Source organism: Exiguobacterium acetylicum, assembly GCF_019890935.1.
Lineage (GTDB): Bacteria > Bacillota > Bacilli > Exiguobacteriales > Exiguobacteriaceae > Exiguobacterium_A > Exiguobacterium_A abrahamii.
Map to the genome: position 1 here is coordinate 1613151 of NZ_CP082333.1, position 16505 is coordinate 1629655.

General features: G+C 50.5%; 21 protein-coding genes. 12 read left to right on the forward strand and 9 right to left on the reverse strand.

Annotated elements, in window-relative coordinates:
- Nucleotides 1–9 precede the first annotated feature (9 nt).
- From K7G97_RS08380 to K7G97_RS08390, 3 genes are read left to right on the forward strand one after another with little or no spacing between them, the layout of a single operon-like run.
- Entirely contained in the window at nucleotides 10–480 is a 471-nt protein-coding gene (locus K7G97_RS08380; RefSeq protein ID WP_023468285.1) for a hypothetical protein, read from the forward strand.
- Entirely contained in the window at nucleotides 470–1027 is a 558-nt protein-coding gene (locus K7G97_RS08385; protein ID WP_029341679.1) for a guanylate kinase, read from the forward strand. Before K7G97_RS08380 ends, K7G97_RS08385 begins: the two co-directional genes overlap by 11 nt.
- A 50-nt stretch (nucleotides 1028–1077) precedes the next feature.
- Nucleotides 1078–1965 (forward strand): phosphotransferase family protein, encoded by an 888-nt coding sequence (locus tag K7G97_RS08390; RefSeq protein WP_223040280.1) that lies wholly within the window; start codon nucleotides 1078–1080, stop codon nucleotides 1963–1965.
- Nucleotides 1966–2043: 78 nt separating this feature from the next.
- On the opposite strand, the gene K7G97_RS08395 is transcribed toward K7G97_RS08390, so the two are convergent.
- From K7G97_RS08395 to K7G97_RS08410, 4 genes are all read right to left on the reverse strand, one after another.
- A complete protein-coding gene (locus tag K7G97_RS08395; RefSeq protein ID WP_023468288.1) occupies nucleotides 2044–2289 on the reverse strand; it encodes a hypothetical protein in 246 nt (81 codons plus the stop codon).
- Between the two features lie 85 nt (nucleotides 2290–2374).
- Nucleotides 2375–2860: a tetratricopeptide repeat protein gene (locus K7G97_RS08400; RefSeq protein WP_223040281.1), complete on the reverse strand. Its 486-nt coding sequence runs from the start codon at nucleotides 2858–2860 to the stop codon at nucleotides 2375–2377.
- 72 nt (nucleotides 2861–2932) lie between these two features.
- Nucleotides 2933–3376, reverse strand: a complete 444-nt coding sequence (locus tag K7G97_RS08405; RefSeq protein ID WP_023468290.1) for a MarR family winged helix-turn-helix transcriptional regulator — start codon at nucleotides 3374–3376, stop codon at nucleotides 2933–2935.
- Nucleotides 3377–3447: 71 nt separating this feature from the next.
- Nucleotides 3448–4524: a GTP pyrophosphokinase gene (locus K7G97_RS08410; protein WP_231681756.1), complete on the reverse strand. Its 1077-nt coding sequence runs from the start codon at nucleotides 4522–4524 to the stop codon at nucleotides 3448–3450.
- Nucleotides 4525–4664: 140 nt separating this feature from the next.
- On the opposite strand from K7G97_RS08410, the gene K7G97_RS08415 reads away from it, so the two are divergent.
- On the forward strand, nucleotides 4665–5801 hold the full coding sequence (locus K7G97_RS08415) for a hypothetical protein (protein ID WP_050677919.1): 1137 nt from the start codon (nucleotides 4665–4667) through the stop codon (nucleotides 5799–5801).
- 133 nt (nucleotides 5802–5934) lie between these two features.
- Here the strand turns inward: K7G97_RS08415 and K7G97_RS08420 are convergent, their stop codons facing one another.
- A complete protein-coding gene (locus K7G97_RS08420) occupies nucleotides 5935–6357 on the reverse strand; it encodes an organic hydroperoxide resistance protein (RefSeq protein ID WP_023468292.1) in 423 nt (140 codons plus the stop codon).
- Nucleotides 6358–6466: 109 nt separating this feature from the next.
- Here K7G97_RS08420 and K7G97_RS08425 point away from each other — a divergent pair, with 109 nt between their 5' ends.
- Entirely contained in the window at nucleotides 6467–6898 is a 432-nt protein-coding gene (locus K7G97_RS08425; protein ID WP_029341686.1) for a MarR family winged helix-turn-helix transcriptional regulator, read from the forward strand.
- 17 nt (nucleotides 6899–6915) lie between these two features.
- Here K7G97_RS08425 and K7G97_RS08430 read toward each other — a convergent pair whose 3' ends face one another.
- Nucleotides 6916–7371 carry a hypothetical protein gene (locus tag K7G97_RS08430; protein WP_023468294.1) on the reverse strand — a complete coding sequence of 152 codons (456 nt, stop codon included), beginning with the start codon at nucleotides 7369–7371 and terminating at the stop codon, nucleotides 6916–6918.
- 125 nt (nucleotides 7372–7496) lie between these two features.
- Between K7G97_RS08430 and K7G97_RS08435 the strand changes: the two genes are divergently transcribed.
- The 4 genes from K7G97_RS08435 to K7G97_RS08450 are packed head-to-tail and all read left to right on the forward strand — an operon-like array spanning nucleotide 7497 to nucleotide 11198.
- A complete protein-coding gene (locus K7G97_RS08435) occupies nucleotides 7497–7988 on the forward strand; it encodes a PH domain-containing protein (RefSeq protein WP_035408021.1) in 492 nt (163 codons plus the stop codon).
- Nucleotides 7985–9433 (forward strand): PH domain-containing protein, encoded by a 1449-nt coding sequence (locus K7G97_RS08440; RefSeq protein WP_223040282.1) that lies wholly within the window; start codon nucleotides 7985–7987, stop codon nucleotides 9431–9433. Before K7G97_RS08435 ends, K7G97_RS08440 begins: the two co-directional genes overlap by 4 nt.
- A gap of 34 nt (nucleotides 9434–9467) precedes the next feature.
- Entirely contained in the window at nucleotides 9468–10388 is a 921-nt protein-coding gene (locus K7G97_RS08445) for an alpha/beta hydrolase (RefSeq protein ID WP_223040283.1), read from the forward strand.
- Between the two features lie 18 nt (nucleotides 10389–10406).
- Nucleotides 10407–11198, forward strand: coding sequence for a PP2C family serine/threonine-protein phosphatase (locus K7G97_RS08450; RefSeq protein WP_223040284.1), 792 nt, complete (start codon nucleotides 10407–10409; stop codon nucleotides 11196–11198).
- A gap of 44 nt (nucleotides 11199–11242) precedes the next feature.
- Here the strand turns inward: K7G97_RS08450 and K7G97_RS08455 are convergent, their stop codons facing one another.
- A complete protein-coding gene (locus K7G97_RS08455) occupies nucleotides 11243–11389 on the reverse strand; it encodes a hypothetical protein (RefSeq protein WP_023468299.1) in 147 nt (48 codons plus the stop codon).
- A 148-nt stretch (nucleotides 11390–11537) separates the two neighbouring features.
- Here K7G97_RS08455 and K7G97_RS08460 point away from each other — a divergent pair, with 148 nt between their 5' ends.
- Together K7G97_RS08460 and K7G97_RS08465 are read left to right on the forward strand one after the other, a co-directional pair.
- Nucleotides 11538–12134, forward strand: coding sequence for a hypothetical protein (locus tag K7G97_RS08460; protein ID WP_023468300.1), 597 nt, complete (start codon nucleotides 11538–11540; stop codon nucleotides 12132–12134).
- A 21-nt stretch (nucleotides 12135–12155) separates the two neighbouring features.
- Nucleotides 12156–13340, forward strand: a complete 1185-nt coding sequence (locus K7G97_RS08465) for a hypothetical protein (RefSeq protein WP_223040285.1) — start codon at nucleotides 12156–12158, stop codon at nucleotides 13338–13340.
- Between the two features lie 46 nt (nucleotides 13341–13386).
- Here the strand turns inward: K7G97_RS08465 and K7G97_RS08470 are convergent, their stop codons facing one another.
- Nucleotides 13387–13797: a hypothetical protein gene (locus K7G97_RS08470; protein ID WP_223040286.1), complete on the reverse strand. Its 411-nt coding sequence runs from the start codon at nucleotides 13795–13797 to the stop codon at nucleotides 13387–13389.
- An 82-nt stretch (nucleotides 13798–13879) separates the two neighbouring features.
- A complete protein-coding gene (locus tag K7G97_RS08475) occupies nucleotides 13880–15343 on the reverse strand; it encodes a potassium/proton antiporter (RefSeq protein ID WP_223040287.1) in 1464 nt (487 codons plus the stop codon).
- A gap of 160 nt (nucleotides 15344–15503) precedes the next feature.
- Between K7G97_RS08475 and K7G97_RS08480 the strand changes: the two genes are divergently transcribed.
- Nucleotides 15504–16376 carry an SDR family NAD(P)-dependent oxidoreductase gene (locus K7G97_RS08480; RefSeq protein ID WP_223040288.1) on the forward strand — a complete coding sequence of 291 codons (873 nt, stop codon included), beginning with the start codon at nucleotides 15504–15506 and terminating at the stop codon, nucleotides 16374–16376.
- Nucleotides 16377–16505 lie beyond the last annotated feature (129 nt).

Here is a 16505-nt window from a genome sequence, read left to right on the forward strand (position 1 = left end):
GAGGAAGGGATGCGCAAGGAATACGTATTCGTCATCAGTTTGTCGCTCGTCGCTTTATTCGTCGGACTTCAGCTTGGCTTTGCCCGCTTGCCGGAACCAAAACCGAAGCAAGTGACGACGACACCGATGCGCCCTGCCGATTATCAGGCAGGACTTGCGTCAGCGAAACGGGAACTGAAGCAGATTCAGCGCTTCACCTTGAAAAGCACCCTTCCTGCGGATGGAACGACGGTGACCTGGATTTATGAGACCCCATCCGATGAACGAATTGCGGTCGATTGGTATTACGTCGAGAGTTATCCGGAAGAACAAGTCCAGATGACACGAAACGAGACATCCCGGATCATCTCGTACGAACGCTATTTAATCGTCATCCGACCGATTTACGGAACGGTCGTCGATAGTGAACTGGAACAGTTCGCTCTTCGCTTTACAGGTTACTTCACGACACAACAACAGGGGGAAAACGATGTCAGGTAAAATCATTCTCTTGATTGGTGGATCGGGCAGCGGAAAGTCCTCCCTGATCAAACGTCTGCGGACGGAATACGCGCACGTCCGGTTCATCCCGTCGGTCACGACCCGACCGAAACGACCGACGGAGATTGATGGAGCAAGCTATCATTTCGTCGACGTCAAGACGTTCCAACAATTGATCCAAGACGACGGCTTCATCGAATACGCCCACGTCCACCGAGCGTGGTACGGGACACCGCGTCAAGCGTATGTCGATGTCCTCGAACAGGATCAAATCGTCATCAAGGACATTGATCCGAAAGGGGCGGCGAACTTCAAGCGTTTGTTTGGCGACCAAGTGATCACGATTTTCGTCTCGGTTCCACCCGACTTGATGAAGGAACGACTGTTGATGCGCGGGGATACACCGGAGTTTGAAGCGCGACTCGTCGATTACGAGGAAGCGTGGAAAGACCGCGATCATTATGATTATATGATTGAAAACATCGATTTTGAGACAGCGTATGCCGATCTGCTTGAGATCATTGCTGGCTACATTCCACAGGCATGACGAAGAGGACGCAAGATGCGTCCTCTTTTTGATGTCAGAAAGGAGTCTTCATGCTACCTTTGCATCCCTTACTCACGCACGTTGAGAGCGAAAGAAAGTTATCTGGTCGATCGCGCCAAGCCGTCTGGTCCGTCAAGACGACAACAGCGCACTACATCGTCAAGGTCGTGACGGATCCGTCTAGTCGTCAATTTGAACGAGAAGCCGCTTTAGCGATTCCAAAACAAGCGGGATTGTCTCATGCCTTACCGCTAGCGACCGGCCGGACCTCAACGACTGCTTACGGCATCTATCCGTACCTACCCGGACAAACCGTTCGAAGCGTACTCGAGGAGTCACCGGAATTAGCACCCCGACTCGGTCAGGAGACAGGGCGAGCGTTGAGACGCATTCATGACGTCACCGCACCGAGCGAAATGACGTCTTGGAGCGAACGTTGCCAGGCGAAACATGACCGCTACCGCGCAGCGATTGATGGGTTGCTTGAGCCAACATGGATTGAGCGTCTTGATCGATTCATTAGCGAGCGGATTCCGTTACTTCAGACACGTCCCAACCGGTTGCAACATGATGACGTTCATCTCGATAATCTCCTTGTCGAGGATGGGCATCTTTCCGCCTTCCTTGATTACGGGAACCATGATTATGGCGATCCGTGGCATGACTTCGTCAAATGTGGTCTGTTTCAGGTCGAGACGAGTCCGCTATTTGCTCGTCACATGATTGAAGGGTATTTCGAGAACGAAGTACCGTCCGACTTTTGGCGAATGTATAGTCTTTACATGGCGATGGTCGTCTTTTCAGCACTCGTCTGGGCGAAGTGGTTCGATGTAGACGGAATGCAAGCAATGCAACGACGCGTTCAGCGAATCATGCAGGATCATGCTGGCTTTCAGCGGGACATCCCGCTTTGGTATGAAGGGCAAATTCATGATTAAAAAACAACGGGTTCGTTTCTTTTTAAGAAGAGACGAACCCGTTGTTTTTATCGGTGAATCTTAAGATGAAATTAGAGATTACCACTCGAAGCCTTCTTCACTATACTTGCCGTTCGAATTGAAGAATCGTTCTTCTGTTTTACCGTTTACCGTACTCGTATAAATGACGTAGACGTCGAGATGATCATTCTGATCCGCCATCTTTTTAGCAGCTTTCTTAGCATCGGCTTCATTCGTATAGGTCTCTGACTTGCTTGCCTTGCCGTGTTTTTCTTGTCCTTGTTCTTCGTAACCTTCTACTGTCCATACTTTTTTTGATGACATCCTTAACTTCCTTTCCTGCCAAAAGCGAGTCCGCTTGGCTGTTACATTATGCTGTGCAAAACGAGCACTCGTCAACCGTTGCCGTTCATTCTTTGACGATCTCGTCCAAATGATCGGCATAATAACGGATTGCCCGGTCAAAAGTCTGGATCGAGGCGTCCGACGACGTCGTAGCAAGACTCTTCAGCAACCGACCGACTGCCTGATCGGCTTGACCGAGATTGTACTCCGTCATCGCGAGGAAGGCTTGCAGGGCATGGGCGTCCGGAAACTCACGGAGCGCACGATGAAACACGTCTGATGCTGCCTCGAACTGACCGATGACACGGTACGTACTGCCGAGTCCGATATATGCCTGTAAGCGGTCCTCACCTGCAAGACCGAGCGCTAGGGCTTGTTCGTAATAGGGAACAGCAGCCTGCTCCTCACCGAGACTATCATGACACCACGCCATCTGATAGAGAACGGTCGGGTCGTTAGGTGCCGTCTCGACATACTGATGAACGACAGCCTTCGCTGCTTCATATTGCCCCGTCTGTCGTAACTGTTGCACCGATTCGAAATCAAACATCGTGTTTCCTCCTCCTGAATAAATTAAAAAACGGACCCGGTCGTCCTGACCGGATCCGTTCGATTGAACAGATTAGATTGTTTTTTCAAGCTTCGTCAAGAGCGTCCGGAACAGTTCGAGTTCCTGATCCGAGAAGTCCTCGAAGACGTCTGCGAGGTAATCCATCTTCATCGATTCGAGTTTTTCATAGAGCTCGATGCCTTTTGGAGTGGCGCGGAGTTCGACGACACGACGATCGAGTTCGCTTCGCTCACGCGAGATCAACTCTTTTTTCGTCAATTCGTCTGCTAATGCCGTGATCATGCTCGCTGAGAATTGGAACTCCTGCGAGAGGGCAGAGGCGATTTGCGGACTGTTCGCACAAAGGGACTTCAAGATGAAGAACTCATTGCGTGTCAAGTACGTCGTGAACATGCTACGCACGTCCTTCTTGATCGCGCGGTAGTTCATCCGTAATCCTTTTTCTGTATCAACGATCAACTGATCGCGTTGTGCTACTTCTAGTGTAGTTGCCATGTATCGTTCACTCTTTCTATACCGTAGTTTCTTTCACTCGTGATTTAGTATAGTGAAAAATTTTAGTTTAATCAATATTTTTCTCTTGAATCATCTGTTTCGACGACGCGGGCGACTTGGGCGACGATCTCTTCGACGTTGCGCAGTTCCGGGTAGAAGCGGCGGAAGAAGTAGTCGATTCGGTGTGTATCTTCGCCAGCGATCGTCAGCGCCATGCAGATATAGGCGATGCCGATTCCTTGACGAGGCAGGAACGGATTCGGCATGACCTTCGCACAGCGTAAGGCGAGCGGACTGTGCGTCGTCACAGCTTCAATCAACTCTCCGTACGTCCGGATATCGACATAATGGAACATCCGAATCAGTTCGTTGATCAGTTGTTGATCGGAATCGAGCATCATCTGCGATGTGACGAGTCGTTTATCGAGCTCGTTGATGACCGGGGAGTGATCGATGAAGTAGTTCAAGTTATCTGCCGTGATTCGGACTTGATGGGGGTCAGACAAGATTTGTTGAACGGTCTCGTCTTCAAATTGTTTCAACTGTTTCTTGATGTTAACGAACTCCTGATCGGCGATCTCGAGTAATCCTGCGACCCGACTGAAGCTGCGCCGGACTTCTGCCGGGACACTGTTCGGGTTTTTATATCCAAGATCATGTTCGATCTCCGCCCACGCGTGTTGCAGGATCGAGCGGATCTGGATCTCAGCCGTGTAGTCCTTAAAACGTCCATACTCGCTCAGTGCAAGCCGCTGATCGCTCAGTGAAGCGACGAAGTGGACCGAAAGATAACCGAATTCCGTCGTATCGAGCAAGGTCGACTTATCGACCGATTGATCGCGATCGATCGCGAACTCATTCTCGATGATGCGTGCCGCTTCCCGGACGTCGTCATGGAAATAAGTGACGATCCGGATTCCGGTCAAGTCATGGACGTCCTTGAGTGAACGGTATTTGTTCGGTTGCCGTAAGACTTTTTGATACAGACTCTCGGAGTCCTTCGTCCGGGCGACGATCGAGTGGTATTTGATGCCTGCCGCGTCGAGCAACTCGGACAAGAGCATCTTCAACTTGTCGGCGTAGGCATCATATTCTTCCTTATCGTTGACATATTCGAGCATCATCGTATTTAAATCTTGTGATTGCACCGTTTCGCACCTTCCTCATCCTGTAGTCATCTAGCCATATTGTAGCACTCTGCTTCGTTAAACGCACAGCAAGACCCTGTTTGAAGCAGTACGATTCGTGGGAAAAAGACAAGTAGTACGTGTCCGGGAGGAGATTAATCATGGAAATAGTGGATGCCCGTGCTTTACCCGCCGATCATATGGATGTCTTGCATGTCACCCCATCGTCGATCTATTTTCGACGTCGTCTCGATGACGCCCGTTATCACATCAGCCGGTATGATCTTGAAGATCAAGAACAGGTCGATCTAACGCCAGAAGCCTTGACGGATCACGGACCAACCCGACCGTTCGTGCGGCACGGAAGGGTCTATTGTTTGAATGAACATACGCAAGAGCAGGGCGGGGAGACGGAAGTGCTCGTCATCGATCTCTTGTCCGGTAAACGGGAGCAGATTGCGTCGTTTTATGTCGAAGGGGATTTGACGCTCTACTGGGTGCTCAACGAGAACTATCTCGTATTCTTGCAGACGACGGATACGACGTCCGCGTTTTTGTATGACGTCAAGGATGAATCGCGGCAGACGATTCGCGATCCACGACTCTACGGGATGACGGAGAATTACCGGGAACTCTATTTCTTTCTCGTCACGCTCGAAGACAAGGAATACATCGTCTGTAACGCCCGGCTCGATGAGTTCTCGTTCTATGACGCCCTTGAAAGTGGTGTCATCTCACCGGAAGATCCGATCGACCACTCGGAAAGTCTGTTGATCGCTCCACTGCCGACCTTGATTGAAGAAATCGAACGCGGTGTTGAACACTTATCGTTTGCAACCTTATTGAAGTTAGAAGGGGAAGGGGATACCGTCCAGTATCTCGGGGAACAGGAAGGGCATCTGATCTTTAGTGCCTATACCGATCGTCTAAACGAAGAAATCTTTTACCGGATTGATACGGAAGCGAGTGTCGAAGAGGTTGCCCGGATTCAGTGGAGTGACTATGAACCGCTCGACTTCACGTACGATGACGTTGAGTCGACGATCTTCATCGTCAATGACCGGTCCGAGCACCATCATGAAGTGATCAACTTACGCAACGGTGCCCGATTCCTCGATAAAGAGCCGTTCGAACGTGTCTTACGTGGACGCTTTTATCTACACGAAGCGATCGGAGACGATGCGGAACCGATGGTAACCGTCTATGACGCAGAACACAATGAACGCTATCGGTTCGAGGATGCCTATTATGTCACCGTATCCGGGGAACTCGTCATCTTATCGGTTCATCAACTATGAAAAAAGAGCGGTTGTTCTTTTCGTGAGAGCAACCGTTCATAATCAAGAATAAAATTATTTCAACTACCGAAATTTATTATAAAAAATAAAAACCAGCCAAGAGTAAACCTCAGGCTGGCTAGAAATGCTACACTTATTCTGCGTCAGTCGTACGTGTATAGACGTCGACTTGGATGTTTCCAGCAGTTGCACGCGAGTAAGGGCAGACCGTATGCGCGACTTTCGCGAGTTCAGCTGCCGCTTCTTCCGAGATTCCGCGGACGAGAACATCGAGTTCGACAGAAAGCATGAATCCGTCAGCTGCTTCGTTTAATGTCACGTGTGCTGTGACTTCACTGCCATCATGTTTGATGCCTTGTTTACGTGCGACCATGTTTAAAGCAGAGTCGAAGCAAGCAGAATATCCTGCAGCAAAGAGTTGTTCTGGGTTCGTTGCTTGTTTTTTCGATCCTGGTACCGGCATTGCGAGAGCGACGTCAAGGATTCCGTCCTCCGATACGACGCGTCCGTCGCGACCTCCGACAGCTGTTGCAGATGATGTGAACATTGGTTTCATGTGTGTAACTCCCTTTCGTTGTTAGATTCAAATAAGTAGCTTACAATTAGATTGTATACAATTTAAATCGAAATGCAACTCGTTTGCTCACGATAGGAGGAATTTTTTTATGAACCCATTAGCCTTAGATGAACAACTCTGTTTTCCGTTTTATGCGATATCGCGTGAGATCACGCGTCGTTATCGTCCGTTACTTGAACCACTTGGTCTGACGTATCCGCAATATCTCGTCATGCTCGTCGTCTGGGAAGAGGAGGGACAATCGCTGAAAGCCATCGGTGAACGGCTCCATCTTGATTCGGGAACGTTGACGCCGTTACTGAAGAAACTCGAAGCAGCAGATCTGTTGCGACGCGTCCGTAAGCCGGAAGACGAACGGCACATTCAGATCTTTTTGACGGATGCCGGTCGTGCGTTACGGAAACAAGCAGAGACCGTTCCGCTTGATCTCGTCCGGACACTCGACGTCGACGAAGAAGACTTACGCGTCGTTAAAGCGGCACTGAATCGTCTCGTCATGAAAATGAGCGACCCGGATTAACCGGATCGCTCATTGTCTTATTTACGGCGGAAACCTTCTTCTTCAAGATAGTTCGCTGCTTCCTTATACGAGTTGAATGCACCGTCTAAAAGGTCACCAGCATAGACGAGCCACGTGTCGATGTCTTCATTGAGCAACGTCAATTCAAACTGATTATCGTTGACCCATGTTTCTTCGAGTGTTTCGACCGATTGGACCGTCGAGAGTGCTTTGATTGCATCTTCTAATAAGAGAATTAAAGCAGGCTCTGAGAATTCACGGATGTTGACGAATCCTTTTTCGTCCGTTTCATAACCTGGTAGACCAGCGGCATAGACGAAGCCGTTTCCGTTCGGATGCAAATGATAGACGAGATTCTTCTTCTCATACTGACTGTCCGGGAATTGGAAATTGACGCGCTTTAGCGAGACATCTTTGCGGACGAGCTGTGGGAAAGTCTCGATAATTCGTAGTTTTTCTTCAAAAGTTAACATGGTTCCTCCTTGGTGTTACAGTTCTTCACTTCTATATATGCGATGAAATCAAACAAAATGTCAACCGCTGTCTGAAACCAAGCGACGTTTTTAACCGTAAATGGAAACGAAAGGAAGTGTTTTTGATGTCTACTGTACAATGGCATACATTGCCTGAACGATCGATTCGAGCAGAACGGCTCGGATTGTTGCCGTTACACGGCTTGATCGCCGTCATTTTAATCGGAACGACAATCACCCAAGTCATGTGGCTCGACCTGACACCCTGGTGGATGGGTATCGTCGGTCTGCTTTGGCTGATCTATTTCATTCCCCGTATCGTCTACATACCCGTTCTTCGCTTGAAGTATATGCGTTATCGCATTGATGAGGAATTTCTCGTCGTCCGCAACGGGATCTTTTTCCGCCGCGAAGTCACCGTGCCGCTCGTCAAGGTGCAATTGATCGATAGCCAAACGGGACCGATCCTGCGTCGCTATGATTTGATCACACTGGATATTCGAACGGCATCCGGCTTCGTCACGTTGTCACGACTCGATCGTGCGCAAGGAGACGCGCTACGCACACAAGTCGAACGCTTCGCGAAACTCGAGGAGCGGGAGGAGGAATCGTTATGACCCGGCGTGTTCACCCGCTGTTCATCGTGATGTCGAGTATCTCGATCATCCGCTCGCTCCTGATTCCATTCGCCGCCTTGATTTTTAATGCAATCCGCAAAGGCGAGATCAACACCTATACGTGGATCGGGATCAGTGTCGGGATTGTGTTCGTTCTCTTATACGGGATCGCCTCCTGGTATTTCTATACGTTCACGATTGATGCCGAGACGATCCGGGTCCGCAAAGGGATTTTCCAAAAAAGTGAACGGACGACGCAACGTAAACGGATCGAGTCGATCGGCATCCAGCAAAACGTCATCGAACGACTGTTGCGTCTTGCGACGTTGACCGTTGAGACGTCGTCCGAGAGCGGAACACCGGAAGTCGAACTGAAGGGGATCCGTCTTGATTTTGCGAAAGAACTGAAGTCGTCGATCAAAAACGAAGGACAGCCCGTCGTCGAAGAACAACAGGCGGAAGTCGCCTATACGATCCCGGTCCGCGATTTAGCATTAGCCGGTGCCTTGTCAGGACGCGTCGGACTAGCGCTCGTCGGGATCGGGACCGCCTATCAATTCATCGATCAGTTCATTGAACGTTATGTCGACCGTCTGTTCTCGGAGCTCGCGCATTTATCGTTATTCGTCTTGACGGGGCTTGGCGTAATCGTCTTACTCGTCATCTATATCGGCTCGATCATCGTCTATATCTTGAAATACGGTTCCTACCGTGCTGTCTTGCAACACAACCGATTATTGATCGGGTACGGAATGTTGAACCGGACCGAGGTCGCGTTTCATGCCGATAAGATTCAAGCCCTCGTCATTCAGGAAAGCTGGATTCAGCGGTTGATTGGACGAGCGAGCCTGTCTCTGCACATCATCTCGGCGACTGGAGAAAAGGAGCGACTGTTGCTCCATCCGTTCATCCGGACGAACGAGATTGATCCGTTCCTAGCGACATATCTGCCGCGCTTTCGTCAGTTCCATCCGCAGCACGAAGTCGCACCGATCGGCTTTCGCTACCGGGTTCGTTGGCCGTTACTCGGTTATGCGCTGTTGTTTACGGCACTAAGCAGTGTCGTCATCATCGTCCTTGATTCTTCCTGGCGCTTCTTGATCTTACTTCTGTTCATTTGGTTACCGTTCTATTATCTCGCTGTGCGCAGCGGATACCGAAAGACCCGTTTCGGCACCGGCCACGATCTCTTGATGTTACGCAAACAATGGGTTCAAAAAGAGACCGTCTATACGCCGCGACTGAAAATTGAGGAATTGACCTGGTCCGTCTCCCGCTGGCTCGAAGCAAAGGAGATTGCCCGGATTGAGATTCAACTGCGGGGCAATACTGCCTTTAACGCACTCTATTTTGAACGAACGGATATCGATACCTTACAGCGCTGGTATAAACAATCGTTCCTTTCGACCCCGTTAGCAGGGGAAGTGAAAACCGACGACGAATAAGGAAAGACTCACTGTCGGAAAGGAAGCGAAGCACATGCGCAAATGGGGAATCGGCATCGTGTTGCTCGTCACGTGTCTGCTATTGTTCATCGTCTATGATGGATACCGGATGCAAGAAACATTGATCGGTCAGTCGGACGCTTCTCCGATTCTGAAGACGACAAGAACGGACGGACAGGTGACGAACGACGAGACATGGTTTAAACAAACGAGCGAGACGCAGCAATGGTCGAAGGACGGGATCGTCCGCTTCGGGCGTTATCTACCGGTTGACGGTAGTAAACAAACAGTCCTCCTCGTCCCGGATGAGATGATGTTTTCACAGACCGGTGTTTATGCGCTTGCCCGCTATTACCATGAGGCTGATTTCAATGTCTTACTCATCGAACGGCGTGGGCAGGATCGAAGCGGTGGCGTCCGAAACTACGGTTGGCTCGATCGACTGGATGTCTTGGAATGGACGAAACGCCTGCTTGCTGAAAACGGAGACGATATACGGATCGTCTATCACGGACTTGGTGTCGGCGCAGCGACCGTCTTACTTGCTTCTGGCGAGACCGTACCAACCCAAGTCCGGGCGATCGTCGCTGAAGGAGCTTACGCCCGACTCGACGACTGGTTCAGTCTACTCGCGGACGAACAGATCCGTTACCCGGCACTGCCGTCTCTGACGGTCGCGAGCATGTGGAACAAGGGCGAGCAAGATTTCTTTTATGGCGACGTCTCGGTGACCCGTCAAGCAACGAAGAGTCGGGTTCCGACGATGTTCATTCACGGAATGAAGGACGAACTCGTCCCAATCCGGATGATGTATGAACTGTATCAAGCAAAAACGGGATTAAAACAATTGTATCCGGTTCGTGATGCCGTTCATGACGAGACGTATACGATGGACCCGGATAACTACGAAAAACGATTACGCTTATTCTTGCAACCGTACTTGCGGGAGATGTAAAGAAGGGAAGACTGATGCATGCAGACGACACATCCATCCTACTTCTGGGTCGGATCCGACGAATCATTCGTCGACACGAAGCAGATTGACCAGATTGGTCGGATAACGCTCGGGCGATTCGGAGGCTGCTCAAGAAGCGGTCAATATAAAAACGAAGACGGGGCTGCCATCTTGATCGGCGACGATTGGGAGATGATCGTCGTCTTAGACGCTCATAAGACAGCGGATAGTGCGGCACTTGTCTTACAGCAGTTGGCACAACACGAGTCGCGCATTCGGACTGATCTTGATGCCCCACTTACGGACGCATTCCGACGGATCGAGACGACCGTGCTGGATCTATTTCAAGATCCGGACTTTTTAGCGGCGTGTGCGACGTTGCAAGGGGAGACGGCGTGTCTGATTGCGGTCCGCAAAGGACGGTTCATCTGGTGGTTCTCGGTCGGTGACGTCGTCTTGTATCTGTTTCACCCAGATTTGATGAAGATGGGACAAGCCGCTTTGAACCAGCGGCAGTTTTATGAATGGATTGGACGCGCGAACACCTTTGCGTTACCGGTCCCGAGTTATACGCGTGGCGTCCGCGAGTTGCGACAAGGCGAGAATCAGTTGTTCGTGACGACGGATGGTTTGCTTGAGTGCCCGGGAACCCCATATGCTGACGCGAGACAGTTGGAGGAATCTTTACGATCAGGTGGTGTCAAAGAACTTCTCTCGACAATCGAGGCACAGGGTGTTCGTGACAGCACGACGGTCGTTACATGGACCGTCACGATTGACGAACGCGTCACCCAACCTAGTGATACATGAAATAACCCGCGCTCAAGCATGAGCGCGGGTTATTATTATTATTATTATTCTGTTTCAGGCGTTTGTTCCTGTTGCTGATCGAGTTCGACCGGTTCTTGGTCCACGGGTGGCTTCGCTTCAGCCAATGGGAAGGCGATACCCGCACTTGTCAACAAGGTGATCAAGGCGGCGCTCGTCAATGTTTGACGCATGGTCCGACACGTCCTTTCTGTCTGATTCCGACACTATATTTTAATAATTCTGAACATTCTTCATCGTTTCGTCAAGCAATCTTTTACTTCCACTACGTATTTTTCCCAAAAACCCAGTATACTTAAACATGAAAAAGGGGGAAATCGATTGAAATTAACGAAAGCCAACACACGTCTATTAGAAACCGTTTTACCACGCTTGAATCTGAATGTCGCAGAACCGGACCGGACGGAAATTGAAGACCGTCTGCGGGCAGATATCTATGAAGCCCAGCGGAAACAACGACCGTTCGAAGAGATTCACGGTCTATCCGTCGAAGCACGCCTCGATCAGATGATCGCTGAATTACCACAGCGACACCGGATGGAGACGCAAAAGCGTTGGACGCGAAACTATGTCTCGTCAATCCTGATGTTCATCTTCATCGAAGGGATCGACGGATTGTTCCAATTCGCCCTGATTGATTACTTATTCTTCTCGATCATCGCTCTATTCTTGATCGACGCGATGTCACAAGTCATCACGGCACCGAAGCTTAAACAAGTCAAACCGCGGGTGTGGATTCAATTCGTCATCAGCTTCATTTTGTTTTCAACCTACAAGGCACTGCTCGTGACGGTCTTCCCGGCACCGGACGTCTTGATTCAAGTCAGCGGAACGCCGTCTTATCTCATCGGCATCGCGGGACTCGTTGGTCTTTACATCTACTGGTCAAAGAATCCGTTACGAAAGCGCGGCGCATAATTCGCGAGAGGAGAGGGTTGCGTGGAGTTTACACATTGGAAACGACGGCTGCAAGATCATTTCGAACGAATGGGCTTTTCTCTACTGACGGAACGATTAGCATCGCAGGACATGGTCAAGCTCGAAGCGACACATGGTGCCTTCTTGTTCTTTCCGGTGACGATCCATCTGTATGAGCGGTCCGGCTGGAAGATGATCGCCTTCGAGGCAAAGACGGAGGAGGAGCCGCAACTCGTCGAGCAGCAGATTGCCTCGTTATTCCAACTCTTAATGGTGACGTTTCAAGAAGAAGAGCGCGAGTTCCTGCTCGGATTTCACGCGAATACCGGTCGTTACCTGACGGACCGTAATGCACCCGTTGGCCGGCTCGTCCGTCTGATCGAAGAGTGCTGGTATGACGGTGACGTCCTGCGAGTCGACACATTCGATCCGTTTCCGGGACTGTTCGTCGCGCCACCTTTCGCCCATCAAAGTTATGCCTTCATGCCGGAAGAACGGACGTGGCGCTTATCTGTTGGGCGTACTGGACGTCCGGCGAACGATTATCGATTTGACGGAACGATTTTATCGCCACACCGCTTACCGGAATCGGAATTATTCACCGTGACACCAAAGACGGTCCCGTTAGAGGATGAAGAAACGATCCGAACCTTACTGGAAACGGAACGACGGACGATCACTAAATTCCATGATCGCGCCATGGCGACGATTCGGGCGTACGACCCATCATTTGGTTTTGCTTGGCGCGGTACACAGACGTTTTTCCACGGTGTTCCGGTCAACCCATTCGCACAGCGCCTGTGGCTCGAGAACGGTGTGACGCGATACCGGATTCTACAACAAGGATCGACGAGATTGCTTGCCTCAGGTGAGACTTGTGACGCTGTCATCGAGATGCTCGACGATGCCGTCAGCAGTGAAGAACCGGATGGTCAATCGGTCAGTCCGATTGGTCAACTGATCCTCGGGATTTGGCAACAGATCGAGTCGGACGAAGCGACGTATATCACGAACGTCGATTGCCGCGGCATCTCGCGCACACAAGCCGATAATCGGATTCGTCACGCGCTAGCACGACAAGAGACGATTGAGTGGGTACACCGGGCACCGAACGAAGATGATAGTTGTCGCTTTGCCGGTCTGACGTTGACCTTCCCGCATCGTCCGCCGGGTGTCGTCACGATTGAACGAACGGAAGCAGAATAAAACGAACAGGCACGTCCGCGAGTAAGCAGACGTGCCTGTTCGTTTTTTAGTGCGCGTGCTGTGACAATCGATTAAAGACGACGGATAGACTGTAATAAATCATTGCCGTCAGAGCAGCGATCGTAAAAGAGAGCGGCAGATCAAATGCGTCCTTCGTCGTAAAAAGAATCAGAAGACTCGCAATCACGATGCCGTACACTCCGTAACCGAGGACTGTCGGCACATACGCTAATGTCGTCGATGACCGGTTGATGATCATGCCGATGATGAAGTCGAGTAAGAAGCCGGACAGCAAGATGATGGGTAACGCGAATAAGGTGTAGGAAATGAACGTCGAACCAAGCGATTCATACATCGTATTTGCTTCCCTCTCAGTAATCGGCGTATAGGATATGTATGCTAGGACAGTGCAAACGAGCGTGGTGGTCATAATGACGGCAAGTAATCGTTTCAACATCAAGGTTCCTCCTTTATTTTCCTTTTTGAGTATACCAATCCACACCAAAAAACACACCCTCCTGGAGGATGTGTCAAATGATCTATATTCCGAGCGACGCGATCAACCGTCGCACGTCCTGATCCGCTTGTTTAGGTGTTAAAATCAACAGTTGATCGTCTACGAGGACACGTGTCTGACCACGCGGCGTCAGAATTTCATCTTCACGAATGATTGCAACGACGAGCACATCCTGGGGCATCTCGATATCCTGTAGTGTCTTCCCCGCAATATGACTGTCTTGCGAAACGCGGACCTCGATGATCTCCGCTTGTGGATGGGTGACAGTCATGAATTTCAGGAACGGTTCGACCGTCGTGTCGTGCTGTGTCTCAAGCCCCATTCGCCGGACGATCCACGGCAAGGCCGTTCCTTGCAAAAGGGCAGACGTCATGACGGTGAAGAAGACGATATTGAAAAGAAGCGGCGCTTCCGCGAGACCACTTGAAAGCGGATAGGTCGCGAGAATGATCGGAACGGCGCCCCGTAATCCGGCTGCCGTGATGACACTCTGTTCTTTGATCGTGTATCGAAACGGCAGCAACGACAAGACGACCGCAAGTGGACGAGCGAGCAGGATCAACGTCAAGACGATGACAGCCGATACGAACAATGTCCGGGGATCGAGCAATTGTTTTGGAAAGACGAGCAATCCGAGCATGATGAACATGCCGATCTCTGCTAAATGCGACAAGCTGCCACTAAATCGTTTGAGCGTCTCGCGGTAGACCATGTCATGGTTGTTGATCCAGATTCCGGTCAAGTAAACCGCAAGGAATCCACTCGCATGTAATATCGTCGCGAGACCATACGAGAAGAGCGCTCCACTGAACAGGAGCGTTGGATACAAGGCGGACGATGGCAACTCGATCCGGTTCAGCAGTTGCGTGACGAGATACCCGATCGCAAGACCAACTAGTGTCCCGAGTCCCATCTCGTAGATGAAGGAAAGAATACCCGCACCGATCGAGAACGATTCCGGCGCTAACGCAAACGATGTGAACAAGATCGTCAGGAAGACGGCCATCGGATCATTCGTTCCGGACTCCGCTTCAAGCGTATGTTTGACTTTGGCATCAACCGGTCGTCCACTGAGCAGGGAAAAGACAGCCGCCGCATCAGTCGAGCCGACGAGCGCGCCGATCAACAGCGCGACCGGCCAAGAAAAATCAAGCAATAGATACGCAACGATGGCAATGATTCCGGTCGTTGCAAGGACCCCGACGGTCGCAAGCGACAGGGCAGCGGGGAGAATTTTCCGGAAGTGTGCCCATTTCGTATGCAAGCCACCGTCAAACAGAATCAGAACGAGCGCCATCGTCCCAAAGAGACGGGCTTGTTCAAAATCACCAAAGTTGATCCACCCGGTGACATCTGACCCTGCCACGATCCCGACGACGACGAACAGGATCAACGTCGGTACATTTAACCGGACGGCAAACTTCGTCGTGATGATCGCAATCAATAATAACGTTCCTGCGACGAATAAGATCGTCCCTTCTTCCATCCGACCACCTCTTTCGTGATAACATGTTCTCCTATTAGTATACGTTACTTTTTGAAAATTTCGAAAAATAACGTCAAAACGAGGTGTACAAACGAAAAGAAAAAGGAAAACTAGAAACAGAACTAGTTGCGTTCAAAATGGAACACAAGGAGGAAAAGGGATGAACATCTGTATCGTCACAGGTGCCAACTCCGGTATGGGGATGGTCACGATTCAAGAATTATTGGAGCGGGGAGATCGGGTCATCGCTACCGTCCGTTCGCAAAAAAAAGCGACGGCACTCGTGCAACTACTACGGGAGCATGGTGTATCGCATACGCATCTCGAAATCGAGATCGTTCAACTCGATCAACTGGACTCCGTCCGTCGCTTCGCGGATCGTCTGTTTGATTTAGTCGGTCGGATAGACCGCTTGATTTTAAACGCCGGTGTCATGGTACCGCCGTATCATGTCACGAAGGACGGCTTCGAATCACAATTCCAGGTCAACTACTTGAGTCATTTCTATTTGATCGAGCGCTTATTGCCGTTACTTGAGAAAGGGAACGACCCGCGCGTCATCTCGATTTCGTCACTTGCTGGTGAAGGCGGCTTGATTCGGACCGACGTTGAACTCGAAGCGATTGCCCACGTCAAAAAAGAACACTATAGCCCGATGCGTTCCTACCGCGAATCCAAGCTCCTGCAAATGATTCATATGCGTGAACTGGCTGAAAAACACGGTGACCGGATCACGTTCGTCAGCGTCCACCCAGGGATCGTCAATACGGATCTGTTCTATCGCGGCAAGTACGGGAAAGTGATGAAGACGTTACTCAAGCCAGTCGCGCAAGTCGGATACTGGACCGGAAAACTCTATACACCGGAATACGGCGCAAAGACGGCACTCTATCTCGCAACGACCGAAGATCCGCTCGATAACGGCGGCTACTATGCGGACTCTGCTCCACGACTCAGTAATCCGATCGTCGAAGACGACGAGTACCGGGCGCAAGCACGGAATTTGTCGCGTCGCTGGGTCGAACTCGCCTGAACGACAAAAAACGACCGGCTCGTGGGAAGCCGGTCGTTTATCCGTTGTGACGACTGGGGGTCAGATCACTCCTAAAGGATACGTTACATTGAAATAAAATTGTGGAATATGAAAAAAATCACAAAATAA

Excerpts from the sequence above, each read along its gene's own strand:
- K7G97_RS08380 (WP_023468285.1), top strand. The coding sequence starts at position 10 with ATGCGCAAGGAATACGTATTCGTCATCAGTTTGTCGCTCGTCGCTTTA.
- K7G97_RS08385 (WP_029341679.1), top strand. The coding sequence starts at position 470 with ATGTCAGGTAAAATCATTCTCTTGATTGGTGGATCGGGCAGCGGAAAG.
- K7G97_RS08390 (WP_223040280.1), top strand. The coding sequence starts at position 1,078 with ATGCTACCTTTGCATCCCTTACTCACGCACGTTGAGAGCGAAAGAAAG.
- K7G97_RS08395 (WP_023468288.1), bottom strand. The coding sequence starts at position 2,289 with ATGTCATCAAAAAAAGTATGGACAGTAGAAGGTTACGAAGAACAAGGA.
- K7G97_RS08400 (WP_223040281.1), bottom strand. The coding sequence starts at position 2,860 with ATGTTTGATTTCGAATCGGTGCAACAGTTACGACAGACGGGGCAATAT.
- K7G97_RS08405 (WP_023468290.1), bottom strand. The coding sequence starts at position 3,376 with ATGGCAACTACACTAGAAGTAGCACAACGCGATCAGTTGATCGTTGAT.
- K7G97_RS08415 (WP_050677919.1), top strand. The coding sequence starts at position 4,665 with ATGGAAATAGTGGATGCCCGTGCTTTACCCGCCGATCATATGGATGTC.
- K7G97_RS08420 (WP_023468292.1), bottom strand. The coding sequence starts at position 6,357 with ATGAAACCAATGTTCACATCATCTGCAACAGCTGTCGGAGGTCGCGAC.
- K7G97_RS08425 (WP_029341686.1), top strand. The coding sequence starts at position 6,467 with ATGAACCCATTAGCCTTAGATGAACAACTCTGTTTTCCGTTTTATGCG.
- K7G97_RS08430 (WP_023468294.1), bottom strand. The coding sequence starts at position 7,371 with ATGTTAACTTTTGAAGAAAAACTACGAATTATCGAGACTTTCCCACAG.
- K7G97_RS08435 (WP_035408021.1), top strand. The coding sequence starts at position 7,497 with ATGTCTACTGTACAATGGCATACATTGCCTGAACGATCGATTCGAGCA.
- K7G97_RS08440 (WP_223040282.1), top strand. The coding sequence starts at position 7,985 with ATGACCCGGCGTGTTCACCCGCTGTTCATCGTGATGTCGAGTATCTCG.
- K7G97_RS08445 (WP_223040283.1), top strand. The coding sequence starts at position 9,468 with ATGCGCAAATGGGGAATCGGCATCGTGTTGCTCGTCACGTGTCTGCTA.
- K7G97_RS08450 (WP_223040284.1), top strand. The coding sequence starts at position 10,407 with ATGCAGACGACACATCCATCCTACTTCTGGGTCGGATCCGACGAATCA.
- K7G97_RS08455 (WP_023468299.1), bottom strand. The coding sequence starts at position 11,389 with ATGCGTCAAACATTGACGAGCGCCGCCTTGATCACCTTGTTGACAAGT.
- K7G97_RS08470 (WP_223040286.1), bottom strand. The coding sequence starts at position 13,797 with ATGTTGAAACGATTACTTGCCGTCATTATGACCACCACGCTCGTTTGC.
- K7G97_RS08475 (WP_223040287.1), bottom strand. The coding sequence starts at position 15,343 with ATGGAAGAAGGGACGATCTTATTCGTCGCAGGAACGTTATTATTGATT.
- K7G97_RS08480 (WP_223040288.1), top strand. The coding sequence starts at position 15,504 with ATGAACATCTGTATCGTCACAGGTGCCAACTCCGGTATGGGGATGGTC.